Annotated in this window: 26 protein-coding genes; 24 read left to right on the forward strand and 2 right to left on the reverse strand. The window is 48.0% G+C overall.

Translation table 11 applies throughout. The features are described 5' to 3' along the window. Positions 1-189 precede the first annotated feature (189 nt). The 16 genes from dnaJ (at position 190) to recO (ending at position 14,945) form a co-directional block, all read left to right on the forward strand. Positions 190-1,308, forward strand: a complete 1,119-nt coding sequence (gene dnaJ, locus ACFO5U_RS03715; protein ID WP_377276819.1) for a molecular chaperone DnaJ — start codon at positions 190-192, stop codon at positions 1,306-1,308. 76 nt (positions 1,309-1,384) lie between these two features. Beyond that, the gene (gene prmA / locus ACFO5U_RS03720) at positions 1,385-2,326 is read left to right on the forward strand and encodes a 50S ribosomal protein L11 methyltransferase (protein WP_377276821.1); all 942 of its coding nucleotides are present in this window, start codon (positions 1,385-1,387) and stop codon (positions 2,324-2,326) included. 12 nt (positions 2,327-2,338) lie between these two features. After that, the gene (locus ACFO5U_RS03725; protein ID WP_377276822.1) at positions 2,339-3,076 is read left to right on the forward strand and encodes a 16S rRNA (uracil(1498)-N(3))-methyltransferase; all 738 of its coding nucleotides are present in this window, start codon (positions 2,339-2,341) and stop codon (positions 3,074-3,076) included. 15 nt (positions 3,077-3,091) lie between these two features. Further along, positions 3,092-4,420 (forward strand): tRNA (N(6)-L-threonylcarbamoyladenosine(37)-C(2))-methylthiotransferase MtaB, encoded by a 1,329-nt coding sequence (mtaB, locus tag ACFO5U_RS03730; protein WP_377276824.1) that lies wholly within the window; start codon positions 3,092-3,094, stop codon positions 4,418-4,420. 32 nt (positions 4,421-4,452) lie between these two features. Further along, positions 4,453-5,121 carry a deoxyribose-phosphate aldolase gene (deoC, locus tag ACFO5U_RS03735; protein ID WP_377276826.1) on the forward strand — a complete coding sequence of 223 codons (669 nt, stop codon included), beginning with the start codon at positions 4,453-4,455 and terminating at the stop codon, positions 5,119-5,121. Positions 5,122-5,216: 95 nt separating this feature from the next. Further along, positions 5,217-5,390, forward strand: a complete 174-nt coding sequence (gene rpsU / locus ACFO5U_RS03740; RefSeq protein WP_006828698.1) for a 30S ribosomal protein S21 — start codon at positions 5,217-5,219, stop codon at positions 5,388-5,390. 244 nt (positions 5,391-5,634) lie between these two features. Then, a complete protein-coding gene (locus ACFO5U_RS03745) occupies positions 5,635-6,963 on the forward strand; it encodes an NfeD family protein (RefSeq protein ID WP_377276829.1) in 1,329 nt (442 codons plus the stop codon). Next, positions 6,964-7,953: a flotillin-like protein FloA gene (gene floA, locus ACFO5U_RS03750; protein WP_377276831.1), complete on the forward strand. Its 990-nt coding sequence runs from the start codon at positions 6,964-6,966 to the stop codon at positions 7,951-7,953. 33 nt (positions 7,954-7,986) lie between these two features. Further along, positions 7,987-8,493, forward strand: coding sequence for a hypothetical protein (locus ACFO5U_RS03755; RefSeq protein WP_377276833.1), 507 nt, complete (start codon positions 7,987-7,989; stop codon positions 8,491-8,493). Positions 8,494-8,650: 157 nt separating this feature from the next. Beyond that, positions 8,651-9,610, forward strand: coding sequence for a PhoH family protein (locus ACFO5U_RS03760; protein ID WP_377276835.1), 960 nt, complete (start codon positions 8,651-8,653; stop codon positions 9,608-9,610). A 199-nt stretch (positions 9,611-9,809) separates the two neighbouring features. Continuing rightward, complete coding sequence (locus ACFO5U_RS03765; protein ID WP_377276836.1) at positions 9,810-11,972, forward strand: HD family phosphohydrolase; 2,163 nt, start codon at positions 9,810-9,812, stop codon at positions 11,970-11,972. Continuing rightward, complete coding sequence (gene ybeY / locus ACFO5U_RS03770; RefSeq protein WP_377276838.1) at positions 11,959-12,441, forward strand: rRNA maturation RNase YbeY; 483 nt, start codon at positions 11,959-11,961, stop codon at positions 12,439-12,441. The genes ACFO5U_RS03765 and ybeY overlap by 14 nt, the downstream gene beginning before the upstream one ends. Further along, positions 12,428-12,781, forward strand: a complete 354-nt coding sequence (locus ACFO5U_RS03775; RefSeq protein ID WP_377279446.1) for a diacylglycerol kinase family protein — start codon at positions 12,428-12,430, stop codon at positions 12,779-12,781. The genes ybeY and ACFO5U_RS03775 overlap by 14 nt, the downstream gene beginning before the upstream one ends. A gap of 54 nt (positions 12,782-12,835) precedes the next feature. After that, positions 12,836-13,246, forward strand: a complete 411-nt coding sequence (locus tag ACFO5U_RS03780) for a cytidine deaminase (RefSeq protein WP_377276840.1) — start codon at positions 12,836-12,838, stop codon at positions 13,244-13,246. After that, a complete protein-coding gene (gene era, locus ACFO5U_RS03785; protein WP_377276842.1) occupies positions 13,230-14,147 on the forward strand; it encodes a GTPase Era in 918 nt (305 codons plus the stop codon). The genes ACFO5U_RS03780 and era overlap by 17 nt, the downstream gene beginning before the upstream one ends. Positions 14,148-14,159: 12 nt before the next feature. Further along, positions 14,160-14,945, forward strand: a complete 786-nt coding sequence (gene recO / locus ACFO5U_RS03790; protein ID WP_377276843.1) for a DNA repair protein RecO — start codon at positions 14,160-14,162, stop codon at positions 14,943-14,945. 20 nt (positions 14,946-14,965) lie between these two features. On the opposite strand, the gene ACFO5U_RS03795 is transcribed toward recO, so the two are convergent. Next, the gene (locus ACFO5U_RS03795) at positions 14,966-16,342 is read right to left on the reverse strand and encodes a glycine--tRNA ligase (RefSeq protein ID WP_377276845.1); all 1,377 of its coding nucleotides are present in this window, start codon (positions 16,340-16,342) and stop codon (positions 14,966-14,968) included. A 312-nt stretch (positions 16,343-16,654) separates the two neighbouring features. Between ACFO5U_RS03795 and ACFO5U_RS03800 the strand changes: the two genes are divergently transcribed. From ACFO5U_RS03800 to ACFO5U_RS03835, 8 genes are all read left to right on the forward strand, one after another. Then, complete coding sequence (locus tag ACFO5U_RS03800) at positions 16,655-17,293, forward strand: helix-turn-helix transcriptional regulator (RefSeq protein ID WP_377276847.1); 639 nt, start codon at positions 16,655-16,657, stop codon at positions 17,291-17,293. Between the two features lie 10 nt (positions 17,294-17,303). Next, positions 17,304-18,113, forward strand: a complete 810-nt coding sequence (locus tag ACFO5U_RS03805) for a pyruvate, water dikinase regulatory protein (protein ID WP_377276849.1) — start codon at positions 17,304-17,306, stop codon at positions 18,111-18,113. Between the two features lie 223 nt (positions 18,114-18,336). Beyond that, positions 18,337-20,145, forward strand: coding sequence for a DNA primase (gene dnaG / locus ACFO5U_RS03810; protein ID WP_377276850.1), 1,809 nt, complete (start codon positions 18,337-18,339; stop codon positions 20,143-20,145). A gap of 34 nt (positions 20,146-20,179) precedes the next feature. Then, positions 20,180-21,334, forward strand: a complete 1,155-nt coding sequence (rpoD, locus tag ACFO5U_RS03815) for an RNA polymerase sigma factor RpoD (RefSeq protein ID WP_377276852.1) — start codon at positions 20,180-20,182, stop codon at positions 21,332-21,334. Positions 21,335-21,671: 337 nt separating this feature from the next. Then, the gene (locus tag ACFO5U_RS03820) at positions 21,672-22,811 is read left to right on the forward strand and encodes an acyl-CoA dehydrogenase (RefSeq protein ID WP_377276854.1); all 1,140 of its coding nucleotides are present in this window, start codon (positions 21,672-21,674) and stop codon (positions 22,809-22,811) included. A gap of 209 nt (positions 22,812-23,020) precedes the next feature. Then, entirely contained in the window at positions 23,021-23,407 is a 387-nt protein-coding gene (gene cccA, locus ACFO5U_RS03825) for a cytochrome c550 (RefSeq protein WP_377276856.1), read from the forward strand. A gap of 59 nt (positions 23,408-23,466) precedes the next feature. Further along, positions 23,467-24,180: a tRNA (adenine(22)-N(1))-methyltransferase gene (locus ACFO5U_RS03830; protein ID WP_377276858.1), complete on the forward strand. Its 714-nt coding sequence runs from the start codon at positions 23,467-23,469 to the stop codon at positions 24,178-24,180. Beyond that, on the forward strand, positions 24,167-25,279 hold the full coding sequence (locus ACFO5U_RS03835; protein WP_377276859.1) for a Nif3-like dinuclear metal center hexameric protein: 1,113 nt from the start codon (positions 24,167-24,169) through the stop codon (positions 25,277-25,279). The genes ACFO5U_RS03830 and ACFO5U_RS03835 overlap by 14 nt, the downstream gene beginning before the upstream one ends. 127 nt (positions 25,280-25,406) lie before the next feature. Here ACFO5U_RS03835 and ACFO5U_RS03840 read toward each other — a convergent pair whose 3' ends face one another. Then, entirely contained in the window at positions 25,407-26,387 is a 981-nt protein-coding gene (locus ACFO5U_RS03840) for a 4-hydroxy-3-methylbut-2-enyl diphosphate reductase (protein ID WP_377276861.1), read from the reverse strand. Positions 26,388-26,458: the final 71 nt, after the last annotated feature.

The raw sequence follows: 26,458 nt of genomic DNA on the forward strand, positions 1-26,458 counted from the left end.
TAAAGCGTATGGGAGTTCAGTTTCAGCGCAAGGATTCTAGGATCGCAACTTGGTATCAGGACGCTTTCAAGCCACTTTGCTTTTGTAAAACCTTTAATTCTCGAGTGTGCTTACGCTTTTTTGCGGGTCTTTGCATGCACAAATTAAACCGTGTACAATAACAGTTGACTGCAAGAGGGAGAGTGACCTATGAACAAGCGAGACTATTATGAAGTGCTCGGCATCTCGAAGGATGCTTCAAAAGAAGAAATCAAGAAAGCGTACCGTAAGCTTTCCAAGAAATTCCATCCAGACATCAATAAAGAGGCAAATGCTTCCGAGAAGTTCCAGGAAGTAAAAGAAGCCTATGAAGTATTGAGCGATGATCAAAAACGTGCCCAATACGACCAGTTCGGACATCAAGACCCGAACCAAGGCTTCGGAGGCGGCTTTAGCGGTACTGAAGGCTTCGGTTTTGATGATATCTTCAGTACGTTTTTCGGTGGAGGTACACGTAGACGTGATCCAAATGCGCCAAGAAAAGGCGATGATCTACAGTATTCCATGACCATCGATTTTCTGGATGCTGTGTTTGGACAGGAAACAGAAATCGAAATTCCAAAAGATGAAACATGTGACACGTGCGACGGTTCCGGAGCAAAACCAGGAACGCGCAAAAAAACCTGCCCTCATTGTGAAGGCAGCGGCCAGTTGAATGTGGCACAAGACACACCATTCGGCCGCATGGTCAACCGTCGGGCTTGCCACCATTGCGAAGGCACCGGCGAAATCATTGAAGAAAAATGCACAACATGCCGCGGCGCTGGTAAAGTAAGGAAAATCAAGAAAATCAAAGTCACTGTTCCTGCAGGGGTCGACGACGGACAGCAATTGCGCGTATCAGGACAAGGTGGGCCTGGAATCAACGGAGGGCCGGCTGGAGATTTGTATGTTCTTTTCCGCGTCAAGCCGCATAAACAATTCATCCGCGATGGCGACGATATCCACTTGGAATTGCCGATCACTTATCCGCAAGCAGCGCTCGGCGATGAAATTGAAGTGCCGACCATTTCCGGCAAGGTCAAACTGAAAATCCCAGCCGGTACACAAAATGGGGCGCGTTTCCGCCTGCGGGGCAAAGGCGTTCAAAATGTCCATGGCTACGGAGTGGGCGATCAGCATATTACGGTAAAAGTGAAAGTGCCGACCAAATTGAGCGAAAAGCAAAAGCAATTGCTGCGTGAGTTTGCTGAGATTTCCGGGGACATTCCGGAAGAGCAAGGCAGCTCTTTGTTCGATAAAATCAAAAGAACAATTAAAGGCGATTAAGGCAAATCATAAGCACTCGGAAAACTCCCACGCACTTGGGGGTTTTCTGTCTGTTACATAAAGGAGCTGATCGTAAGTGAAATGGTCTGAGCTAGCGGTTCATACAACAAACGAAGCGATTGAATCGATTTCGAACATATTGCATGAAGCAGGAGCAAGCGGGGTCGTCATCGAAGATTCCGAAGATTTGACGAAAGACCGCGAAGATGTATTTGGTGAAATCTATTCTTTGGATCCGGATGATTTTCCGTCAGAAGGCGTTATCGTAAAAGCCTATTTGCCGGTCAATAGCTTTCTTGGGGAAACGGTGAAGGGCATCAAACTCGCGATTAATAGCCTCATCGATTTCGACATTAATGTCGGGCGTAATGTCGTCACGATCAGCGAGGTGGATGAAGAAGATTGGGCAACTTCATGGAAGAAATACTACCACCCCGTTAAGATTTCCAAGCGTTTCACCATTGTGCCGACCTGGGAAAATTACCATCCGGTGTCCAGTGATGAACTGATTATCGAATTGGACCCGGGGATGGCATTCGGTACCGGCACGCACCCGACTACGGTCATGAGCCTGCAGGCACTGGAAAAACATGTGCAACCGGGAATAACTGTCATAGATGTCGGTACCGGCTCAGGCGTTCTGGCCATCGGTGCAGCACTGTTGGAGGCGGAAACAGTCCGCGCGCTCGATTTGGATGAAGTGGCTGTCACAGCGGCAAGCCAGAATGTCGCGCTGAACAAAGTGCAAAGCCGTGTAGAAGTGTTCCACGGCAATCTGCTCGACGCCATTGATGAACCGGCAGATGTCGTTGTCGCCAATATTTTGGCGGAAATCATCATGTCATTTACGGATGATGCGTTTCAAGCAGTGAAGCCAGGCGGGATCTACATCACTTCAGGCATCATTGCACAGAAAAAGAACGATGTGAAAGAAGCGCTCGAAGCTTCAGGGTTCATCATTGAAGATGTCATGATGATGGAAGACTGGGTGACGATTATTTCCAAAAAACCGCTATAACGGGGTGTGACCATGCAACGATATTTTTTGGATGAGGGACATGTGGACGAGGGCCATTTGCATATAACAGGCGATGACGCCAAGCATATTACAAAAGTAATGCGCCAATCGATCGGAGACCAGCTCATTGCGGTCGTTTCGGGCAAGGTGTATTTAGCACAAATTACAGATGATGCAAAAGATGTCCAGATTGAATTGCTGGAACAATTGCCGGACCGCAGCGAATTGCCGAAGCACGTGACAATCGCTTGCGGTTTGCCTAAAGGCGACAAGCTTGAACTCATCACCCAAAAATCGACAGAGCTGGGGATGAGTGCACTGTTGCCCTATGTTGCAGAACGCTCAATCGTTAAATGGGACAAGGCCAAAAGCGCCAAAAAGATCGATCGTTTGAAAAAAATCGCGAAGGAAGCGGCTGAGCAATCCCATCGCAGCCGCATCCCTACGGTACATATGGTGCACAGTTTCCAGGAGTTGCTGGATGCAGCAAAAGGCTTTGATGCCGTCATAGTCGCTTACGAAGAAGAAGCAAAGCAACAAGGCGGGAAGCGGTTTGCCGATATTCTCAAATCATTGTATGATAAAGACTCTATCTTGCTTATTTTCGGGCCGGAAGGCGGCATTTCACAAGCAGAGGCGGATGCCCTCGCTGATGAAGGCGCGCATTTTGCTGCGCTTGGGCCGCGCATTCTCCGGACAGAGACCGCCCCGCTTTATGCCTTGTCGGCAATGTCCTACGAATTTGAATGAAAGAGGTGGCTACAGATGTCAACTGTTGCGTTCCATACCTTAGGCTGCAAAGTGAACCATTATGAGACTGAAGCAATTTGGCAATTGTTCAAAGAACAAGGCTATGAGCGAACGGATTTCGAACGCCATGCCGATGTTTACGTCATCAATACTTGCACCGTCACCAATACAGGGGATAAAAAAAGCCGACAAGTCATACGCCGTGCGGTGCGTTCGAATCCAGACGGCGTTATCTGCGTAACGGGGTGCTACGCCCAAACCTCACCGGCAGAAGTCATGGCCGTCCCAGGAGTCGACATTGTGGTCGGCACACAGGACCGGACAAAATTGCTCGGGTTTATCGACCAATACCGAGCCGAGCGCAAGCCGATCAATGCGGTGGGCAATATTATGAAAAACCGCGTTTATGAAGAACTGGATGTACCGGCATTTACTGACCGCACTCGTGCGTCACTGAAAATCCAGGAAGGCTGCAATAATTTCTGCACCTTCTGCATCATTCCTTGGGCACGTGGTTTAATGCGTTCGCGCGACCCTCAGGAAGTTGTTCGGCAAGCTCAGCAACTGGTCGATGCCGGTTATCAGGAAATCGTGTTGACCGGTATCCATACCGGTGGCTACGGTGAGGATTTGAAGGATTATAATTTGGCGCAGCTATTGCGCGACCTCGAAGCGAACGTTACAGGATTGAAGCGCTTACGGATTTCTTCCATTGAAGCGAGCCAATTGACCGACGAAGTGATTGCTGTATTAAAACAGTCCCAAATTGTTGTGCGCCATCTTCATATTCCGATCCAATCTGGTTCCGATAGCGTTTTAAAACGGATGCGTAGGAAATACACGATGGCGTTTTTTGCAAACCGTCTCGACCGTCTGCGCGATGCATTGCCTGAACTTGCGATCACATCGGATGTCATCGTCGGATTCCCCGGCGAGACAGAAGAAGAGTTTATGGACACATACAATTTTATCCGCGATCAGCAGTTTTCCGAGCTTCATGTTTTTCCTTACTCGATGCGGACCGGCACGCCGGCAGCGCGTATGGATGGACAGATTGACGAATCGGTTAAAAATGACCGCGTCCACCGCTTGATCGAACTGAACGACCAGTTGGCGAAGCAGTACGCCAGCCGTTTTGAAGGCAGCCTTTTGGAGATCATTCCGGAAGAAGAATCGAAAGAGCAAGCGGGCATGCTCGTCGGCTATACAGATAATTACCTGAAAGTCGCGATATGGGGAGACGATTCCTTGATCGGCAAAATCGTTAAAGTGAAAATTAACAAGGCAGGCTATCCACTGAACGAAGGGCAATTTGTCCGTGTGATGGATGGCATGCCTGTCTAATGAAATCAACTAACAGAATGGAGAAATAATTCATGACCAACATTGCATCTTTAATCGACCATACTTTGTTAAAAGCGGAAGCTACAGCACCGCAGATCGAACAGCTTTGCAAAGAAGCAGCCGAATACAATTTCGCATCCGTTTGCGTCAACCCAGCTTGGGTATCGCTTGCTGCTAAAGAACTTGAAAACAGCGAAGTGAAAGTATGCACAGTCATCGGCTTCCCATTAGGTGCTGCAACTTCAGAGACTAAGGCATTCGAAACTTCGGATGCGATCGAAAAAGGTGCTGGCGAAATCGATATGGTTTTGAATATCGGTGCATTGAAAAGCGGACTCGAAAAAGTCGTGAAGTCCGATGTCGAAGCTGTAGTAGCGGCGGCAAAAGGAAAAGCGATCGTCAAGGTCATCTTGGAAGTCTGCTTATTGACCGACGACGAAATCATATTGGCGAGCCGACTGTCCAAAGAAGCGGGAGCTGATTTCGTCAAAACATCAACCGGTTTCTCTACAGGCGGAGCGACTGTTGAAGCAGTCCGTTTGATGCGCGAAACTGTCGGTCCTGAGCTCGGTGTAAAGGCTTCAGGCGGGGTTCGCAGCCTAGAAGACGTCGAGCAGATGGTCGAAGCCGGCGCGACACGTATCGGCGCCAGTTCAGGCGTTCAAATTATGCAAGGCTTGACTTCTGATACTGATTATTAAGTATTGACGAAGATGTTTTGTTGCGTTATAATTTTCTAGTATATAACACTAGTTGTTATTTGCTTCAACGTGTGTTCGGAGGGAGGGAAAAAGAGATGTCAAAAACTACAGTTCGTAAAAACGAATCAATTGAAGATGCTCTTCGCCGCTTCAAACGCACTGTTTCGAAGTCCGGAACAATGCAAGAGGTAAGAAAGCGCGAGTATTATGATAAGCCGAGCGTAAAACGTAAATTGAAATCAGAAGCTGCGCGTAAACGTAAATTTTAATTGACTTTGATCTTAAATGACTTTTAAAAATAGCAACGAACAGCTAAGACCGGAAGCACAAATGTGCTTCCGGTTTTTTTCGACTTAAAACGTTCACCATTTAGAAGAATGTAAGCGCATTCCATCGTAACTTGGGGAAAATTGCTTTATAATGAAAAAAGAAGGCGTGCTATTGAAACCGTAGGGCATCTCATCCGTATACATAACTATCCAATGGTTTCATAGGTGGAAAGGAGGAAACACCGTGCGTAGAAGAAAAGCCTGGATTGGTTTGATGCTCCTGCTTCTTGCACTTGCTTTGGCGATTCCCACCATTTCTGCAAATACAGAAAAAATTTACGTCATACCGATTGAAGCGGAAGTGGAAAGAGGGCTCCAATCATTCTTAGAGCGCGGCATCGAGGAAGCTGAAGATGCCGAAGCTGATGCGATTGTCTTTGAAATCGATACGCCGGGCGGTTTTGTCAATGCAGCAGACGGCATTGCCCGCTTGCTGAATAACACGGATATCGAGACGCTTGCTTTCATCAATCAAGATGCCCTTTCGGCCGGTGCGTTTTTGGCATTGTATAACGATGAGATTTACATGCATCCAAACGGCCGCATGGGTGCTGCGCAAGTCATCGACCAGTCAGGCAATGCAGCAGCGGATAAAGCAAACTCCGCATGGCTGTCTTCTATGAGAAGTGCTGCAGAATCATCCGGCCGCGATCCTCAGTTTGCGTTAGCAATGGCGGACGCTGAAATAGATCTCTCGGAATACCGGGCAGGTCAAGGACAGTTGTTGACGCTCGGGGCAAGCGAAGCGATTGAAGTCGGCTATTCGGAAGGCACAGTTTCATCGCTCGACGAATTATTGGAACTCAAGGGGCTATCGGGAGCTGAAGTGATTCAAGTAGAAGAAAACTGGTCTGAAACGATTGCCCGCTTTTTGACAAGCCCGCTGATCGTTCCGATTTTGCTGTCCATTGCAGGTCTTGGGCTATTGCTTGAGTTGTTCACGCCAGGTGTCGGCATTCCAGGATTTTTCGGCTTGTTTTCACTGCTATTGTTCTTTTACGGCCATTTGGTGGCTGGGCTCGCTGGATATGAGTCGATTATACTGCTGATCCTCGGGCTCGGTTTGATTCTCCTCGAGTTTTTTATTCCGGGAGGCATCATCGGCTTGTTCGGTGTATTGGCAATACTCGGCAGTATTTTGTTGGCGGGTGAAGATGTCCAAACGACAGCAATCGCAATTTTGATTGCGCTACTTGTAGCTTCGGCAGGGATGGTGATATTAGTGAAATTTTTTGGGAAGAAACTTAGCATGTTTAAACGAATCATTTTAACGGATGCAACGGATACGGAGCACGGCTATGTTTCAAGCGTCAACCGTCCCGAGCTAATCGGCCAGACTGCACATTCTACAACTGCCCTCAGGCCATCCGGTACGATCCGTCTCGGTGATGAATACATCGATGCGGTATCAGAAGGACGGTTTATCGACAGCAACAAAGATGTTAAGATAATTAAGGTAGAAGGGTCGCGCATAGTTGTGCGTGAACTCGAAAAACAAGAGGAGGAAGAATAAATGGGACTTGAAACAATCGGCCTTGGCGCCGCGATAATTGGTATTATCGTCGTGCTTGCTATCTTTTTCACATTTGTACCAGTCACATTGTGGATCTCCGCCATGGCGGCTGGAGTTCGCATCAGCATCTTCACATTGATCGGGATGAGATTGCGCCGCGTTATCCCGTCGCGCATCGTCAATCCGTTGATCAAAGCTTCAAAAGCAGGTTTGACGGTTACCATTAACCAATTGGAAAGCCATTACTTGGCAGGTGGTAACGTTGACCGTGTTGTCAACGCATTGATCGCAGCACACCGTGCAAACATCGATCTTCCGTTTGAACGCGCAGCGGCAATCGACCTTGCTGGACGTGACGTATTAGAAGCGGTTCAAATGTCCGTTAACCCGAAAGTTATTGAAACACCATTTATCGCTGGTGTGGCAATGGACGGGATTGAAGTAAAAGCAAAAGCACGTATTACCGTTCGCGCCAATATCGACCGCCTAGTCGGTGGTGCTGGTGAAGAAACGATTGTAGCCCGTGTCGGCGAAGGGATTGTCTCGACACTCGGTTCGAGCACAAACCATAAAAAAGTTCTGGAAAACCCGGATCTTATTTCCCAAACGGTTCTAGGCAAAGGCTTGGATTCCGGTACTGCATTTGAAATCCTATCGATCGATATCGCCGACGTTGATATCGGCAAGAACATCGGTGCGGAACTTCAAACTGAACAAGCGGAAGCTGATAAGAAAATTGCACAGGCAAAAGCTGAAGAGCGCCGTGCAATGGCTGTGGCAAGCGAGCAGGAAATGAAGGCGAAAGTTGTTCAGATGCGCGCGAAAGTTGTCGAAGCAGAAGCAGAAGTACCGATGGCGATGTCAGAAGCATTACGCTCAGGAAATATCGGCGTAATGGATTACGTCAACTACAAGAACGTGCAAGCGGATACGAGCATGCGCGAGTCCATTTCGAAAACCGGAACGGAAAAGCAGCAGGAAGAGAACTAATAAGCTAGCGGATAACTCAAGGGAGGTTTTGGAATGGAACCCCTCATCATAATGGTGATTATCATGGCCATCAGTGCCTTGTTCAGCAAGAACAAAAAGCCTGATGGCAACCAACCGGCAAAGCGCCAGCAAGTCCCAGGCAGGCCTCAAGCCTCCCAAACACCGCAAGCGCCTCAAGGCGGACAGCGGACGTTCAAGCGGATTGAAGACTATGCCAAAGAGATTTACGGCGAGATGCAGGCTCAAATGGAAGATGATCCGAAACGGGCGGAACAAGCCCGTAAAGTGAAGGAACAAGCGGAGCAAGTCAAATCTCGTGCAATTGCGGAAGTGGATAAAAGAACCAAACCCGCTTCCACTGGGCGGCAGGCTAAGCAATCAACGCCGCGCTCAGGCAGATTGAGCGTCTACAAAGAGGAAACTTTGCAGCCCGCAATACATCAAACAGTGAAAGATGAACTTCTTCCACTGAAAGATGAGGATGTACTTAAAGGCATCATTATGGCGGAGATTTTATTGCCGCCTAAAGCTAAGCGTTGACAAAAAGGCCGGTGGAACATGCACCGGTCTTTTTTTATAGCTATTTTAATTAAATAATAATATTATGTAAACTTAAATATATTCAATTGATTTACAATTCCATGGTGGTAATGATAGAGTTGAAGAGAAGAAAAAACACGATTCAAGGAGCGTCTAAATGACAGAAAACAGCTTGCTCGAACTTCATGTGAAAGACCCGAATGAAGCAGTCCAGCTTCTTGGGACCTCCGACAGCCATTTGTCGCTGATCGAAGAAAGTTTTGATATCCAAATCATTACCCGTGGGGAAGTCATCCGTTTGGCTGGCTCCGAAGAAGGCAAGATCACGGGGAAGCAATTATTGGAACAATTATTGAAAGTGATCCGCAAAAACATCAACATTGACCAGCGCGACATCGTTTCAGCGATCGAAATGGCAAAGAGCGGGACGATAGAATATTTTGCTGAACTTTATGATGAAGAAGTGGCACGCAATGCGACAGGGCGTTCCATCCGCGCCAAAACAATCGGCCAACGCCATTATATCCACGCTGTGCGGCAAAGCGATATGGTATTCGGAGTCGGTCCTGCCGGAACCGGAAAAACCTATCTAGCGGTCGTTTTGGCGGTGCAGGCTTTGAAGAACGGACACGTCAAAAAGATCGTCTTGACGCGTCCGGCCGTTGAGGCAGGGGAAAGCCTCGGCTTTTTGCCGGGTGACTTGAAAGAAAAAGTCGATCCTTACTTGCGTCCTTTATACGATGCCTTGCATGACGTCATGGGGCAAGAGCAGACGAACCGCCTGATAGAGCGCGGCACCATTGAAATAGCCCCGCTTGCTTATATGCGCGGACGGACGCTAGAAGATGCGTTCATCATCCTCGATGAAGCCCAAAACACGACAAAGGCGCAAATGAAAATGTTTTTAACGCGTCTTGGCTTTAATTCGAAAATGATCATTACAGGTGATAAAACCCAGATTGATTTGCCACGTGGAGCCGAATCCGGTTTGATCGCGGCGGAGAAAAATTTGCATGGCGTCAAAGGAATCAATTTTCAGTATTTAGAAAAAGGCGATGTGGTCCGTCACCCGCTTGTATCAAAAATCATTGAAGCTTACGAGAACCAGCCTACTTGAGGTTGGTTTTTTTATTTTCCAGCCACTCTAGAGTTGATTGATCCAACGGTAAGCGGCTGAACTCGCCCGTCAAGTGTCATGGCACTTGGCAATAGAAAACAACCGCATAGCGGTCCAGAAAACTGCTATTAATTTGCAAGGAACGGTGAAATAAGCCGTACGTATTGGTATGATTGAGAGAGAATAGTGAGGTGGTCAAATGACAGGGTGGATCAGGCGCATATGTAAGCGGTTCGGGGCTCCTGCAGTATTGATCGGCATCAGTTTCGTTACAACTATCATGATGTTCGGATTTCTATATGATACGATTGCGACCGATACATATGATGTGGAATTATTCCAATTGTCACATGAAACCATACGGGCAGCAAAGACTGTGGAAGATCCGGTCCGTACAGAAAGGGAGCGCGAGCGTGCAGCGCAGGAAGTGCAGCCGAGCTATCGTTTTGTAGAGGAAATCTCAAGTAATCAGGCGACTGTCGTCGAATCGCTGTTCCGTTATGTATACGAAGCGAAACAAGCCGTCACGGCAGATGAAGAGCAAGAAGAACCGGAACCGGCCAATTATGATTCGGCGTTGACGGAACTTCGGGAATCGATCCGTTTGCTGGAGCAAAATGAAAACGGATTGCAGTTGACGGATGACATGCTGCTGTCGCTGCTCGTCCTTGATGAAGAGGTCTTGCTCAGGACCCAGCGGCAATTGCGCAACGAAGTGCTTTCGGTCATGCAGGAGCCGTTGCGGGAATCGGGCGTATTGCAAGCACGCAATGACGTTGAACAAAGCATTCGTCAAAATGATCAAATACCAGCCTCTGCGATAGCGGCAGCCGTTGCAATCGCCAGAGCGAATATTATCGCCAATGAAGTGATAAATGAAGAATTGACGGAAGACCAGATTGAACAAGCTAGGGCAAGCGTAGAACCTACACGAATTCTTCAAGGGCAAGTGCTCATTCAAGAAGGGCAATTGATCGACAGGGAAGTTTACCGTCAACTTGAACTGGCTGGAATGACAGAACAGCGCTCGAACTACCGTCCGGGGGCAGCACTTAGTTTGTTCGTATTGATCACGACAGGGCTGCTGCTGCTCGTAGTGCAAAGTTCAAAAGTCGATGGCATCAAAAAAGCGATTCGGCTGACCATCGTTTTTGGGGTCATTTTGATGTCATTGTCGATCATGAAACTGCTCGAATTGATCAGCGGCAATTTTGATGTCGTCATCGACTTTATTTATCCGACGGCATTGGCTGGAATCCTGGTGCGCCTGCTGATCGATGAACGGACTGCTGTATATGTCACGGTGCTTTTGAGTGCATGTGCTGGAATGATGCTCCAAAGCGGCTATTCCGGGGTTTTTCAAATGGATGCCGCATTATATGTGTTGTTCGGCGGTTTGGCGGGAATATATTTAATACGCAGCGGATCACGCAATATCCACATCTTGCCGATTAGCTTGGCGGTCGGCGGCGTTCACTTGCTTTATGTGGCATTTTATTTATTGATGAACCAAAGCCAGTATACGTCTAGTGAAGTTGCATTCTATGCTGCTGCAGCCATCGCTGCAGGGCTGTTGTCCGGAACACTGGCTACAGGGCTATTGCCGTTGTTTGAGGCGGCGTTCGGCATATTATCGACTATGAAGTTAATTGAACTGTCGAATCCAAACCATCCACTGTTGAAAAAGATTTTGACCGAGACGCCGGGTACCTATCACCATAGTGTCATGGTAGCGAATCTGTCAGATGCAGCGTGCGAGGCGATCGGCGCTGATGGGCTGCTGGCACGTGTCGGCTGCTATTATCACGATATCGGCAAGACGGTCAATCCGCAGTATTTTATCGAAAACCAATCGCATGGCAATTTGCACGACCAATTGCCGCCCGAGAAAAGCCGCGACCTAATTTTAGCCCATGCAAAAGATGGTGCAGCCATTTTGCGAAAACATAAAATGCCAAAAGAATTGATCGATATCGCAGAGCAGCATCATGGCACTACATTGCTGAAGTTTTTCTTCTATAAAGCGAAAGAACAAAATGAAAAACTAAGCGAAAAACAATACCGCTATGATGGCCCAAAACCGCAAACGCGTGAAAATGCCATCATCATGATTGCAGATAGCTTAGAAGCGGCTGTCCGATCAATGAAATCGCCAAGTCCGGAGAAAATCCGTGAAATGGTCGACTCAATCACTGAAGACAAGTTGAAAGATGGACAGTTTGATGATTGTGATATAACGTTAAAAGAACTACGGAAAGCGAAAGCCGTCATGTGTGAGACATTGAATGGCATTTTCCATTCCCGTATCGCATATCCGGAAGAAAAAAATAACGGAGGGAGGAAACCCAATGCTGACGATTGATTTTTTGGACGAAACTGAACAACTGGATGAACATGCGCTGGCATTTGTTTCGAAAGTATTGGAACATGCTTCCCGGCATGAAAATACGGGACAAGCGGAGGTGTCGGTGACATTTACCGATAATGAATCGATCCGCGTAATCAACCGGGATTATCGCGGCAAAGACCAGCCGACAGATGTCATTTCCTTTTCTATGGAAGAAGAGGGGGAAGAGGAAATAGCAATTGTCGGTGCAACCGGCCCCCGTCTGCTAGGGGATATCATCATTTCTGTCGAGCGTACAAAAAGCCAGGCGGAGGAATACGGACATAGTTTCGAACGGGAACTTGGATTTTTGGCTGTTCATGGATTTTTACACCTGCTCGGCTATGACCATATGAACGAGCAGGATGAAAAAGCCATGTTTGCCAAGCAGGAAGAGATACTCGCATCATTAGGTGTCACGCGTGATGCTTATGAAGCTGAGTAAATTTGTCCGCTCATTCGGTTTTGCTGCGCAAGGAGTCGCCACTGCGCTGAAGGCCGAACAAAACATGCGTGTACACACACTGGCTGCTGTCCTGGTCGTCAGTGCCGGTTTGTTGACAGGACTCGAACACACGGAATGGCTGATCATTGTGGTATTGATCGGCGGGATGATCGCGCTCGAATTGGTCAACTCCGCATTAGAGAGGACCATCGACTTGGTCACGTCCGAGCTGCATCCGCTGGCGAAACAAGCAAAAGACATGGCGGCAGGAGCCGTTTTGGTATTTGCTGTGACAAGTGCTATAATCGGTTTGCTGATCTTTTTGCCCAAATGGATTTAGAAATTAGGCGGTGAGGATAACACTCCCGTGATCATAAAAAAGTGAGTGATGAAAATGGACAAGCAACAATTGATGGAACAAGCGGTATCGGCGCGAGGCAATGCGTACGTGCCTTATTCGAAATTTCCAGTCGGGGCAGCTTTATTGTCTAAAGACGGAACGGTTTATACAGGGTGCAATATTGAAAACGCGGGCTATTCAATGACCAACTGCGCGGAGCGGACCGCAGTGTTCAAAGCGGTTTCTGAGGGAATCAAGGAATTCGCCGCGCTTGCTGTAGCAGCCGATACGAAAGGCCCTGTGTCTCCGTGCGGAGCGTGCCGCCAAGTGCTTGCGGAATTTTGTGCGCCGGATATGCCGGTTTATTTAACTAATTTAGAAGGAGCGGTATCGGAAACGACGATCGCAGAATTGCTTCCGGGCGCCTTCTCAACGGAGGATTTAGATTATGCAGCAAGAAAATAAAGGTTACAAATCAGGGTTCATCTCCATCATCGGACGGCCGAATGTCGGCAAATCGACATTCTTGAACCGTGTCGTCGGGCAGAAAATCGCCATCATGAGCGACAAGCCGCAGACGACGCGCAATAAAGTACAAGGTGTTGTGACGAACAATAATAGCCAAATGGTCTTTATCGACACACCTGGCATTAACGAGCCGAAGCATAAACTGGGCGACTTCATGATGAAAGTCGCCAAAAATACATTCCGCGAAGTGGACGTGCTGTTGTTTGTCGTCAGCGCTGCCGACCGCATCGGCAAACAGGACCGCTATGTATTGGACATGCTGAAAGGTCTTGATGTACCGGTCTTTTTAGTGCTCAATAAAATCGACCAAGTTCATCCCGATAATTTACCGAAGATCGTCGAATCGTACCGCAGCGAATTTGATTTTGCAGAAGCGGTGCCAATTTCCGCCTTGCAAGGCAATAATGTCGAAAACTTGCTGGCGAAAATCGAAGAGCGCTTGCCGGAAGGGCCGCAGTATTACCCGGCGGACCAAGTGACGGACCATCCTGAACGTTTCATCATTTCCGAATTGATCCGTGAAAAAGCCTTGCATCTAACTCGCGAGGAAATCCCTCATTCGATCGCGGTCGTGATTGACAAGATTGCCAAAGATGAGGAAAACGAAGATATGATCCGTGTGCAGGCGACCATCATGGTTGAACGTGATTCCCAAAAAGGAATCGTCATCGGAAAAAAAGGTGCATTGTTAAAAGAAATCGGCACCCGCGCCCGCAAAGATATCGAAAACCTGCTTGGCAACAAAGTGTATTTGGATCTATGGGTCAAAGTCCAAAAAGATTGGCGCAATAAAGCAATGCATCTTCGTGATTTCGGCTTCAGAGACGACGAATACTAAGGAGTCCTTCTTATGCAAAACCAACTCGAAGGCATTGTCATTCGTGCGCGTCCCTATGGCGAGACGAATAAAATCGTCACTTTGTTCACGAAAGAAGCGGGCAAGATCACTTGTATGGCACGTGGTGCGAAAAAGCCCGCGAGCCGTTTAGCCGCTATCACACAGCCGTTTACGCATGGTGTATTTTCCATTTACAAAGGACGGGGCATGGGCACATTGCAGGCCGGAGACCAATTGGAATCGCTGCGCTATATCCGAGAGGACATCATGGCGACCGCACACGCAAGCTATGTAACCGAATTGATCGACCGGCTGACCGAACAAGACGAACCGCAGCCGGCCATTTACGATATGCTGTATCAGGCGCTTCATGCGATCGCGGACGGCTACGATCCGGAAGCGATTACCTTGTTTGTCGAATGGAAAATGCTGCGTGTGGCGGGGCTGACCCCGACTTTGCATGAATGTGCAAACTGCGGTGCGACGGAAGGGGAATTCGCTTTCTCGTTTCAGGAACTGGGCTTTTTATGCCACCGCTGCTTTCACCTCGATCGCTATATCATCCGCTTGAGCCCGGCGCTGGTGAAATTAATCCGCACGTTTTATTTTGTACCAATTGAACGCGTCGGGGCACTGACCTTGAAGAAAGAGTCGAAAACTTTGCTCAAGCAGATTGTCCGGACCATTTACGAGGAACAAGCTGGCATCCGTTTGAAGTCACGTTCGTTTCTCGAGCAGCTCGAGCGGACGCCGGAGTTTTTCCCGGAACCGAAAAAAGACATCCCAGAAGGCGATTGAGCCTCGGGATGTCTTTTTTTTTAGAATTGGATATGTTGTTCGATATACGCACGGACGTCGCTGATCGGCATGCGGACTTGCTCCATCGAGTCGCGGTGGCGAACGGTAACTTCTCCGTCTTCGACCGAATCGAAATCGTAAGTGATGCAAAACGGCGTACCGATTTCATCTTGGCGGCGATAGCGTTTACCGATTGATTGGGATTCATCATAGTCGACCATGAAATGCTTCGCGAGGTCAGCAAATACTTCTGTTGCCCCTTCAGACAGTTTCTTGGACAATGGCAAGATGGCCGCTTTATATGGTGCAAGCGCAGGATGGAACTTCAATACGGTACGGGTCTCATCGTTATCCATCGTTTCTTCTTGGAACGCGTCGACCAAGAAGGCGAGTGTCACGCGGTCTGCACCGAGCGATGGTTCGATGCAATACGGGACGTAGCGTTCGTTCGTTGCCGGGTCGATGTAATTGAAATCTTCACCGGAATATTCCATATGGCGCTTCAAGTCGAAATCAGTGCGGTCCGCAATACCCCATAGTTCGCCCCAGCCGAATGGGAATTTGTATTCGATATCGACAGTTGCGTTCGAGTAATGGGACAATTCGTCTGCATCATGTTCGCGCAGGCGCATATTGCTTTCGCTCATGTTCAGCTCGAGCAGCCAGTTTTTGCAGAAGTCGCGCCAGTAAGCGTACCATTCCAAATCTTCGCCAGGCTTGCAGAAGAATTCAAGTTCCATCTGCTCGAATTCACGAGTTCGGAACGTAAAGTTGCCGGGTGTGATTTCGTTGCGGAAACTTTTGCCGATCTGTGCGATGCCGAATGGCATTTTCTTGCGCATCGAGCGCTGGACATTTTTGTAGTTGACGAAAATCCCTTGAGCCGTTTCCGGGCGCAAATAAACTTCGTTAGTAGACGATTCGGTGACTCCTTGGAAAGTCTTGAACATCAAGTTGAACTGGCGGATCTCGGTGAAATCAGCTCTGCCACAAGTCGGGCAAGTGATATCGTGCTCATCGATCAATTCCTTCATACGCTCGAACGACAAGCCGTCGACGATCAGCTCGATGCCTTTTTCATCAAGTGCATTTTCAATGAGTTTGTCCGCGCGATGGCGGGATTTGCACGATTTACAGTCGATCATCGGGTCATTAAAGTTGCCAAGGTGGCCGGATGCTTCCCATGTTTTCGGGTTCATCAAAATGGCAGCATCCAATCCGACATTATGTACAGATTCCTGAACGAATTTTTTCCACCAAGCTTTTTTGATATTGTTCTTCAGTTCCACGCCGAGTGGCCCATAATCCCACGTATTGGCGAGTCCGCCGTAAATTTCAGAGCCCGGGAAGACGAATCCCCGGTGTTTGGCTAATGATACTACTTTTTCCATTGACATCTTTCATAACCTCCATAAAATAAAAAAATCGCACACGCCACGGACAAATGTCCGAGGACGAGTACGTTACCCGCGGTTCCACCTCGATTGGCTGAAAGTTCAGCCCGCTCGCATTACCTATAGCTCCGGATTGCCGTTTCCCGCATTGCAGGCTTGCACCATCCCTGCTCGCTTTATGTGCGGTACTTATCGATCCATCAATGCCATTATTCGATTCCTAATTATTGTATCACGGCAATCTTTTCTTCGCAATCTCGCATGCAATAGTATATAATAATTGATATTGAGTATAACATATTTAACTTTGAGGCGGTGAGTCCAATCGAACTCAATAAGCGACAAGAAGAAATTTTACAGATCGTCAAAGGCAATGGGCCTATTACAGGAGAACAGATTGCCGACCGTTTGAACTTGACGCGCGCGACGCTGCGTCCGGATCTGGCGATTTTGACGATGGCAGGCTTTTTGGATGCCCGGCCGCGTGTCGGCTATTTTTATTCCGGAAAGAAACCTGGACAGGATATTAGCGATACGATGAATAATATGAAGGTCAAGGATTTCCAGTCGATCCCTGTCGTAGTGCGGGACGATGTCAGCGTATACGATGCCATCAGCCAAATGTTTTTGGATGACGTCGGGACGCTTTTTGTTGTGGATAAAAACTCTTGCCTGACAGGTGTGTTGTCGCGCAAGGACCTGCTGCGGACAAGTCTCGGCAGCCAAAATTTAAATGCAATTCCTGTACATATTATAATGACGCGGATGCCGAACATTACATATTGTGTGCGCAATGATTCGCTTATACAGGCTGCAAACCGGTTGATCAATCAGCAAATCGACGCATTGCCGGTCGTTGAAGAACATCCGGAAGGTTTCAAGGTCATCGGGCGGTTGACGAAGACCAATATTACACGAGCCTTTTTATCACTATCAGAAAATCACGAAGTGTGAGGTGCACAATATGAGTTTATTGCGGGTTTTTATCGTCTCCGACTCAGTAGGAGAAACCGGCGAACTGGTCGCGAAAGCGGCTATCAGCCAATACTTGAATACAGAACAAAATGCCGTGCTCAAACGGTTCCCATATATCGACTCCATCGCCCATCTGCAGGAAATCATCAAATTGGCGGACGGGCAGCGTGCAGTTATCGTCTACACGCTGGTATCGAAAGAGCTTCGCCATTTCGTGGAACGCGAGACCGCACGCTGCGGCATTAAAGCGATCGACCTTATGGGTCCTTTGCTCGATGCTTTAGAAGAAGAATTGCAATCTGCGCCGATCGGGGAAGCCGGACTCGTCCGCAAGCTCGATGATGACTATTTTAAAAAAGTAGAGGCAATTGAATTTGCGGTGAAATACGACGATGGTCGTGACCCGCGCGGCATTTTGTTGGCGGATATCGTGCTAGTCGGCGTTTCGAGAACATCTAAAACGCCATTGTCACAGTATTTGGCCCATAAGCGGCTCAAAGTCGCCAATGTCCCGCTAGTACCAGAAGTCGACCCGCCGGATGAGCTGTTCGATGTCGATCCGAAAAAATGCTTCGGCCTGGTCATCTCGCCGGAAAAGTTGAATAATATTCGCAAAGAACGTTTGATTGCACTCGGTCTGAATGACGATGCCAATTATGCCAAGCTGGACCGGATCCACGAAGAAATCGTCCATTTCCGCAAAGTGGTCGACCGCATTGGCTGTGAGACGCTGGATGTCACTAACCGGGCAGTGGAAGAAACAGCTAATCTGATTCTCGGTAAACTTCAGAAACAATAAGGGACTCCGCCTGGCTGGGCGGTTTTTCTTATGGCTCGATCAGCTAAAACCTTTTTTCTCATCCTTTCTATGGATTTTTGCGAAAAAACGTTTTATAATGAAGAATTGTGGCTAAACCTTAATAATAAGCGGAAGTGAATCTCCATCTTTTTGTCGAAATTTGAAGGATTTTGCTGTGTAATAACGAATAAAGTAAAGTAAGCAAAATAAAGATGGTGATAAAGTGTCCAATAGAATACCAGAAGAAGTGATCGAAGAAATCCGCTCTAAAGCGGATATCGTGGATGTCGTTGGAGAATACGTCCAATTGACGAAAAGAGGCCGTAATTGGTTCGGCCTTTGCCCTTTCCACGGTGAAAGCACACCATCCTTTTCTGTAACGGCCGATAAGCAGATTTTCCATTGCTTCGGCTGCGGGGCTGGGGGCAACGCCATTACGTTTTTAATGGATATTGAAAACATCAGTTTTCAAGAAGCGCTGTCAAAGCTAGGCGAGCGTTCAGGCATTGAAGTCGATGTACACACATCGCACGACGCCAAAGGGACAGCACAGGCTAAAAATGACGATCCACTCATTTTAATGCATGAATTCGCCGCAGATATGTACCATCATATTTTGCTGAATACAGAAGAAGGCCAGGCCGCACTTGATTACTTGGAAAATCGCGGATTTACCCAGGAGATCATCGAAAAATACCGAATTGGCTGGGCTCTTCCAGAATGGAATTACATGGAAACTGCCTTGCGCCGAAAAGGTTATGACGATGAGCAATTAGAAGCGAGTGGACTGGCGATCAAGCGTGAAAAATCCGATGGTTGGTTTGACCGCTTCCGGGGGCGCATCATGTTTCCGATCATGAATGACAACGGCAAGGCCATTGCCTTCTCTGGCAGAGTGCTCGAACAAACAAAGCAAGAAGCTAAGTATCTGAACAGTCCGGAGTCCCCGATCTTTCAGAAAAGCCAAGTACTCTACAATGTTCATCTGGCAAGAGGGCCAATCCGGAAAAACCGCAAGATTGTTTTGTTCGAAGGATTTATGGATGTCATTGCAGCCGGCAAAGCAGGCATTGATAACGCTTTGGCGACGATGGGAACGGCGCTTACCGCACAGCATATCCGCCAAATGAAGCGCTTTGCGCAAGAAGTGATCGTCTGTTTCGATGGCGATGACGCTGGCTGGGAAGCAGCTAAACGAGCAGCAGCACCGCTTGAAGATGCCGGGTTCAAACTCGGAATAGCAGTGCTGCCGAACGGCATGGACCCGGATGATTTCGTCCGCCAGAACGGCGCTGATGCGTTTCGTGACCAGGTCATCGGCAAGCCGCAAACGTTCATCGCGTTTGCCATGATGCACGCACGCCGTCATAAAAACTTCCAATACGAAAACGATCTCCTTCAATATATCCAAGAGGTACTGCAGCTACTCGCAGGAAAATCCTCGCCGATTGAACGGGATTTGTATATTAAGCAGCTGTCTGCCGAAACGAAGCTTTCAGAAGAAGCGATTTTGCAGCAGTATAGACGCCTAGAAAGCCGCAGCATTGAACGCAACCGGCCGAAAGCCGCCGAAACAATTCCAAAAGCCCCGAAGCGGGAGCAAAAGAAAATCACCTCGCTTCACCGGGCAGAGCGTTTATTGTTTGCCCATGCACTTGCTGATCCGGCGGTCATGGAAAAAATCGCTAGGGAAGTGGAAGCGATTCCGTTTGTCAGCGAGGAATTTCAAGCACTCTATGTGCAGCTGCTCGGTTTTTACGAAGAATGGGAAAAAGCGGACTTCCATAAATTCCTGGAAACATTGTCTGACCCGGAACTGCGGAAGCTTGTAATGGAAACGACTTTGGTCGAGCGTGATCCGGAACATCCGGAAGAAGAAATTGCAGATTGCCTGAAGCATTTGCAAAAGCACCGAATCGAACAACAAATCAGTTTGAAAATCCAGCAATCAAAAGAAGCGGAAAAACAGCATGATTTGAAGCGCGCTTTGCTTCTTGCACAAGAAGTGATTGCTTTACGGAAATCATTGTAGAATATTCCGGTTTTTTCTAAAGGAGGAAAATTGTATGGCTGAGAAATCTGAACGCCAAACAGAAGTCGTAACGAATAACACCCCGCTGCCTGCTGAAGGCCCGGAAGCAACTGTCGAAGATGCAAAAAAACAATTGGTCGAACAGGGGAAAAAAACCGGAGAATTGAACTACGAACAGATTGCCGATAAATTGGCTATTTTTGAAATGGAGTCTGACCAAGTAGAGGAATTCATTGATCAACTCGAAGGGCATGGCATCGAACTCGAGCGGAAAAGTGATGATGAGGAACATTTGGATCGCCTCATGAAGCCGACCGAAGATAAATTTGATTTGAATGACTTAAGTGTCCCACCCGGCGTGAAAATCAACGATCCGGTCCGTATGTACTTGAAAGAAATCGGCCGCGTCGATCTTTTGAAGGCTGAGGAAGAAGTACGTCTTGCAAAACTGATCGAACAAGGCGATGATGAAGCGAAAAAACGCCTTGCGGAAGCAAACTTGCGCTTAGTCGTCTCAATCGCGAAACGCTATGTCGGCCGTGGTATGCTGTTCTTGGATTTGATCCAGGAAGGCAATATGGGCCTTATCAAAGCAGTCGAAAAGTTCGACTACTCGAAGGGCTTTAAATTCAGCACCTATGCCACTTGGTGGATCCGCCAGGCGATTACACGCGCCATTGCCGACCAAGCGCGGACCATCCGCATTCCGGTCCATATGGTGGAGACGATCAATAAATTGATCCGTGTTCAGCGTCAATTGCTCCAAGACCTTGGCCGTGAGCCTTCTCCTGAAGAAATTGGGGAAGAAATGGACTTGCTGCCTGAAAAAGTACGCGAGATTCTTAAGATCGCTCAAGAACCGGTTTCCTTGGAAACGCCGATCGGTGAAGAGGACGACTCGCATTTGGGCGATTTTATCGAAGACTCGGATGCACAATCGCCATCTGACCATGCTGCTTATGAATTGCTGAAAGAGCAATTGGAAGATGTGCTCGATACATTGACCGACCGCGAAGAAAATGTCTTGCGTTTACGTTTCGGCTTGGATGATGGCCGTACGCGTACACTCGAAGAAGTGGGCAAAGTGTTCGGCGTGACGCGCGAGCGCATCCGTCAAATCGAAGCGAAAGCATTGCGTAAACTGCGCCATCCGTCGCGCAGCAAACGCTTGAAAGATTTCCTCGAATAAAGAAAATGCAAACTCCTGGGCCAATGCCTAGGAGTTTTTTTGTGGAGAACAATAAAATTAGCGGTTCGAATACAATAGATATCGCGCACCGCCCATTATAAATAAAAATCGCATTAAGTGAATCTTGTCTGAAGAAATGTGTGGTGAGTGACTATGAGCGACAGCATCGGTGCAAGCCACCTGCTATAGTTAGCCTCAAAAAACGTGACTGTGCAGGAAAACTTTGCAGCGAGAAATCAGCATATCCTAAGAACTTATTGTTATGCCTTGCTTGTGTCGGAATTTTAGCTATATAATGAATATTGAAAGCGTATTCATAGCAAAGGGGATGTAACAAATGAATTTCGATTTGACACAAGAACAACAGATGATCAAAAAAACGATGCGGGAATTTGCCGACAAAGTGGTGGCGCCTGGCGCAGTCGATCGCGACCGCACGAAGGAATTTCCGAAACAAGCATTTAAACAGCTGTCCGACATGGGGATGATGGGCTTGCCGTTTGATGAAGCTTACGGTGGCGCAGGAGCGGATACAACGAGCTTTGCAATTGTCACCGAAGAATTGAGCCGCGTGTGCGCTTCGACAGGCATCACGTATTCCGCGCATATTTCATTAGGCGGAGCACCACTCAGCTTGTTCGGGACCGAAGAGCAGAAGCAGAAATACTTGACGCCGATCTGCTCAGGCGAATCGTTCGGCGCATTCGGGCTGACAGAACCGAACGCCGGATCGGATGCAGGGGGAACAGAAACTCGCGCAGTAGAAGACGGCGATGACTGGGTTATCAATGGATCGAAAGTATATATTACCAACGCGAGCCACGCAAAGCATTTGGCGATTACGGCAATCACCGGCATGAATGACGGCAAAAAAGAAATCAGCGCAATTATTGTCCCGACGGATGCAGAAGGCTTCACCATCATCGACAATTACGAGAAGATGGGCTTGAACGCCTCAAACACGACAGAACTGGTTCTTGAAAACGTACGCGTGCCGAAAGAAAACCTGCTCGGCAAACGTGGAGAAGGCTTTAAGCAATTTCTCGTGACGTTGGATGGCGGACGCATCGGCATTGCCGCAATGGCTGTCGGCATTGCGCAAGGCGCATTCAATAAAGCGCTCGCTTACGCAAAAGAACGCAAGCAATTCGGCAAGACTTTGTCGGAATTCCAAGTGACGCAGTTCAAGCTCGCCGATATGGCGATGAAGATCGAACTTGCACGCAATATGGTCTACAAAGCTGCGTGGCTGAAAGATCAAGGGCGCCCGTTCACGAAAGAAGCATCCATGGCGAAATTGTATGCGTCGGAAATGGCCATGGAAGTGGCTGATGAGGCGATCCAGATTCACGGCGGCTACGGCTATATGAAAGAATACGAAGTCGAGCGCTATATGCGCGATGCGAAGCTTCTCGAGATCGGTGAAGGGACATCTGAAGTGCAGCGCATGGTTATTTCACGTTTAGTCGGCTGCTAATATAAATTTTCTTAAGTTTTAATTTACGACACTGTGTCATTTTTCATGCTTGGTGATAGCCGTCAACCGAAACTATCGATATTAACGATTTTGTCACAATCCGGCAAATATTATTCATTATGGCTTTTCGTTTACTGGATAATACAGTACAATAATGAATGATACTTATACTATCATCAAGCAGAACACAGTAGAAGGAGGGGTAACGGATGCAAAAGAATGCAATTGTACCTTATATCTTAATCATGGCTTTCGGGATTGGCCTAATTTTCTTCCTATCATTGGAAGGAGTTAACAACGAAGCTGAAATCGCTGAAGAACAAGCAGCAGAAGAAAACGGTGAAGCGGCTGAAGGCGAAGGCGGAGAAGAAGCAGCAAGCGGTGACTTCGATCCAGAAGCTCACGCACAAGCAAGCTGTGTATCTTGCCACGGTTCAAGCTATGAAGGCGGAGTCGGTCCATCACTAGTTGGCACTGCACTTTCACAAGAAGAAATCGAAGAAATTCTAATTAACGGTAAAGGCACAATGCCAGCAGGCACTGTTCCAGAAGAAAATGCAACAGAAATGGCTGAGTGGGTATTGACACTCGAATAGCATCAAAAACCCTTGGTTCTTTCGGAGCTAAGGGTTTTTTGTCACTTAGGAGGATATTTATGAACGCACAGCAATTATCACAACGATTAATGAAAGTGGCAGAGTATGTCCAACAAGGCGCAGTTGTCGCAGACATTGGCTCCGATCACGCCTATTTGCCTTGCCATCTCGTACATATAGGAACTGCGAGCCGCGCAGTTGCCGGAGAAATAGTAAAAGGCCCTTACGAATCCGCCAGAAAGCAAGTGCACGAAGAAGGGCTGAATGATAAAATCGTCGTCCGTCTGGCACCGGGACTTGAAGCGGTGGAACCTGAAGACGGCGTTACGGCCGTGACGATCGCCGGTATGGGCGGCACACTCATAGCCTCCATCCTGGCGGAAGGCAACCATCGCTTGGATGGAGTAGAGCGGCTCATCTTGCAACCGAATATCCATGCACAAGCGATTCGGCAATGGGCAGTGGACAACGATTGGCACATTGTCGCTGAAGACATTTTGAAAGAAAAAGACAAAATCTATGAAATAATTGTCTTGGAGCCGAGTCCGCACCGTGTCGAACTTGATGCCAAGCAATTATTATTCGGCCCCTTTTTGCTGAAGAGCAGAGGGGAAACCTTCAAAGAAAAATGGCAGCGCGAGTCGACGCAGTGGAAGGCGATTGCCGAGCGCATGGACAAGGCTGAAGAAACCCCTGACATTCGAACGAAAAAAGAGCAATTGCTCCAAAAAATCGCATTGATGGAAGAGGTGTTCAAAGATGAAAATTCCTAATGGACAGCAAATCATCGAACAATTCGAAAAGTGGTCGCCCAAATATTTGGCGATGGAAGGAGACCCAATCGGCCTTCACGTCGGAACCTTGAATAAAAAGGTCGAGCGAGTGCTTGTAACATTGGACGTCAATGAAGAAGTCGTCGACGAAGCCATCGAAAAAAAAGCAGGATTGATCATTGCGCATCATCCGCCGATTTTTCGCCCAATGAAAACTTTGCAGACGGATTTTCCCCAAGGCAAATTAATGGAGAAATTAATCAAAAATGATATTGCAGTATATGCAGCGCATACCAATTTGGATGTTGCCCAAGGGGGTGTCAATGATTTGCTGGCAGATGCACTTGGATTGAACGATACGGATGTTTTAGTGACGACCTACGAAGCAGAATTGGTGAAAATCGCCGTATTCGTTCCGGAAAGCCATGAAGAACAAGTGAGAAAGGCTTTTGGGGACGCGGGAGCAGGCGCAATTGGGGACTATGACCATTGCAGTTATACATTGTCCGGAACAGGGCGCTTCCGCCCAACAGATTCGGCGGATCCATTTATCGGGCAAGCTGGAAAATTGGAGACGACAAACGAATCAAAAATCGAAGTCGTTGTTAGAAAAGCTTATAAAGAACGCGTTATCAGGGCGATGATCGCTGCGCATCCTTATGAAGAGCCGGCGTTCGACGTCTTTACGTTGGAAAACAAAGAGTTGCCGATGGGGCTTGGCCGCATTGGATATCTGCAGCATGAAATGAATTTACAAGAGTTTGCTGATTACGTCAAACAGCGTTTGGATGTGCCGTTTGTGCGCATTGTCGGCAAAGAGGATGCCGTTATTAAGAAAGTGGCGGTACTCGGCGGAGACGGCAATAAATACATCCAGCAAGCGAAACGCGCCGGAGCCGATGTGTATGTAACGGGGGATTTGTATTTCCATGTCGCACAAGATGCCGAAGCGATCGGCTTATCGGTCATCGATCCTGGGCATCATGTCGAAAAGGTGATGATCCAAGGCGTCGTCAATCATATGGCACAGCATAGTCAAAACTGGCAGTGCGAGTTTCTGCCGTCCGAAGTAAATACAGAACCGTTCCACATTCGCTAACAAAAAACATATCTCATAGCTTATCTGTTGAACCGGCAAATTTTTTAGTGATAATCTGCTCGAAGAATGAGCTGGCTAAGCGAATAGGCAAAAAAAAGAGGCCCAATCATGGGGCCTCTTTTTTCGTCTATTCGTTTACCGGATAAGGTTCAATGCGGTTGGAAGGTTGCGGATGTTTGATCTTCGGCAAAATCTTGTTGAGCGGTACCGAACGATCCAGTTTATGTGTCGCTGGATCTTCAGGATCGAATTGTTCCAAGAACTTCATGACTTCTTTGACGATCGGTGTCGGTGTTGAGGCACCAGCCGTTAAAGCGACCGTCTCAATGCCTTCCAGCCATTCCAAGTTCAATTCCGACAAATCGGAAATGCGGTATGCTGGCGTGCCGGCAATATCTTGTGAAACTTGGGCAAGGCGGTTGGAGTTGTTGCTCATCGGGTCGCCGATGACGATCAACAAGTCAGCGTCGACGGCTTGTTCCGCCACGGCTTCTTGGCGCACTTGAGTCGCCAGGCAAATCTCCTTGTGAACTTCAGCGTGCGGGAAACGTTCTTTCAGGCGTTCCATCAAGTGGACCACGTCCCATTGGCTCATCGTCGTCTGGTTGGTAATGATGATTTTTTCTTCATTCAGCTCAAGCGCGTTGACATCTTCGATGGTTTCGACTAAATGGACCAGGTCCGGCGCGACGCCGATTGCGCCTTCTGGTTCCGGATGGCCGCTCTTGCCGATATAGATGATATGGAAGTCTTCGGCGGTCTTCTCGCGAATCAAATCATGCGTGACCGTGACGTCAGGGCAAGTCGCATCGATCGAGACCAGTCCTTTTCTGCGTGCGAGTTCCCGTACTTGCGGGGAAACACCGTGTGCGGTGAAGATAACCGTTCCGGTTTCGACTTTCTCCAAAATCTCCAGGCGGTTATTGCCGTCGAGCGTAATGATGCCATCTTGTTCAAATGCATCGGTTACGTGTTTATTGTGGACAATCATGCCGAGTATATAGATCGGGCGTGGCAAAGTTTCGTCCATGGCCGCATTTTTCGCGATGACCATAGCATCCACTACCCCGTAACAATAGCCTCTTGGTGAGATCTTTTTTACTTTCATTATCAATCCGCACTCCTTTCAACATCATGATTCCATTATAACGGAGACCTGGCCGCTTTACAAAAGATGCA

The organism is Planococcus dechangensis, assembly GCF_042654465.1.
Lineage (GTDB): Bacteria > Bacillota > Bacilli > Bacillales_A > Planococcaceae > Planococcus > Planococcus dechangensis.

What these genes read in the sequence shown, in the direction of transcription:
- dnaJ (WP_377276819.1), top strand. Translation starts at nt 190, where the DNA reads ATGAACAAGCGAGACTATTATGAAGTGCTCGGCATCTCGAAGGATGCT.
- ACFO5U_RS03725 (WP_377276822.1), top strand. Translation starts at nt 2,339, where the DNA reads ATGCAACGATATTTTTTGGATGAGGGACATGTGGACGAGGGCCATTTG.
- mtaB (WP_377276824.1), top strand. Translation starts at nt 3,092, where the DNA reads ATGTCAACTGTTGCGTTCCATACCTTAGGCTGCAAAGTGAACCATTAT.
- deoC (WP_377276826.1), top strand. Translation starts at nt 4,453, where the DNA reads ATGACCAACATTGCATCTTTAATCGACCATACTTTGTTAAAAGCGGAA.
- rpsU (WP_006828698.1), top strand. Translation starts at nt 5,217, where the DNA reads ATGTCAAAAACTACAGTTCGTAAAAACGAATCAATTGAAGATGCTCTT.
- floA (WP_377276831.1), top strand. Translation starts at nt 6,964, where the DNA reads ATGGGACTTGAAACAATCGGCCTTGGCGCCGCGATAATTGGTATTATC.
- ACFO5U_RS03755 (WP_377276833.1), top strand. Translation starts at nt 7,987, where the DNA reads ATGGAACCCCTCATCATAATGGTGATTATCATGGCCATCAGTGCCTTG.
- ACFO5U_RS03760 (WP_377276835.1), top strand. Translation starts at nt 8,651, where the DNA reads ATGACAGAAAACAGCTTGCTCGAACTTCATGTGAAAGACCCGAATGAA.
- ACFO5U_RS03765 (WP_377276836.1), top strand. Translation starts at nt 9,810, where the DNA reads ATGACAGGGTGGATCAGGCGCATATGTAAGCGGTTCGGGGCTCCTGCA.
- ybeY (WP_377276838.1), top strand. Translation starts at nt 11,959, where the DNA reads ATGCTGACGATTGATTTTTTGGACGAAACTGAACAACTGGATGAACAT.
- ACFO5U_RS03775 (WP_377279446.1), top strand. Translation starts at nt 12,428, where the DNA reads ATGAAGCTGAGTAAATTTGTCCGCTCATTCGGTTTTGCTGCGCAAGGA.
- ACFO5U_RS03780 (WP_377276840.1), top strand. Translation starts at nt 12,836, where the DNA reads ATGGACAAGCAACAATTGATGGAACAAGCGGTATCGGCGCGAGGCAAT.
- era (WP_377276842.1), top strand. Translation starts at nt 13,230, where the DNA reads ATGCAGCAAGAAAATAAAGGTTACAAATCAGGGTTCATCTCCATCATC.
- recO (WP_377276843.1), top strand. Translation starts at nt 14,160, where the DNA reads ATGCAAAACCAACTCGAAGGCATTGTCATTCGTGCGCGTCCCTATGGC.
- ACFO5U_RS03795 (WP_377276845.1), bottom strand. Translation starts at nt 16,342, where the DNA reads ATGTCAATGGAAAAAGTAGTATCATTAGCCAAACACCGGGGATTCGTC.
- ACFO5U_RS03805 (WP_377276849.1), top strand. Translation starts at nt 17,304, where the DNA reads ATGAGTTTATTGCGGGTTTTTATCGTCTCCGACTCAGTAGGAGAAACC.
- rpoD (WP_377276852.1), top strand. Translation starts at nt 20,180, where the DNA reads ATGGCTGAGAAATCTGAACGCCAAACAGAAGTCGTAACGAATAACACC.
- ACFO5U_RS03820 (WP_377276854.1), top strand. Translation starts at nt 21,672, where the DNA reads ATGAATTTCGATTTGACACAAGAACAACAGATGATCAAAAAAACGATG.
- cccA (WP_377276856.1), top strand. Translation starts at nt 23,021, where the DNA reads ATGCAAAAGAATGCAATTGTACCTTATATCTTAATCATGGCTTTCGGG.
- ACFO5U_RS03830 (WP_377276858.1), top strand. Translation starts at nt 23,467, where the DNA reads ATGAACGCACAGCAATTATCACAACGATTAATGAAAGTGGCAGAGTAT.
- ACFO5U_RS03835 (WP_377276859.1), top strand. Translation starts at nt 24,167, where the DNA reads ATGAAAATTCCTAATGGACAGCAAATCATCGAACAATTCGAAAAGTGG.
- ACFO5U_RS03840 (WP_377276861.1), bottom strand. Translation starts at nt 26,387, where the DNA reads ATGAAAGTAAAAAAGATCTCACCAAGAGGCTATTGTTACGGGGTAGTG.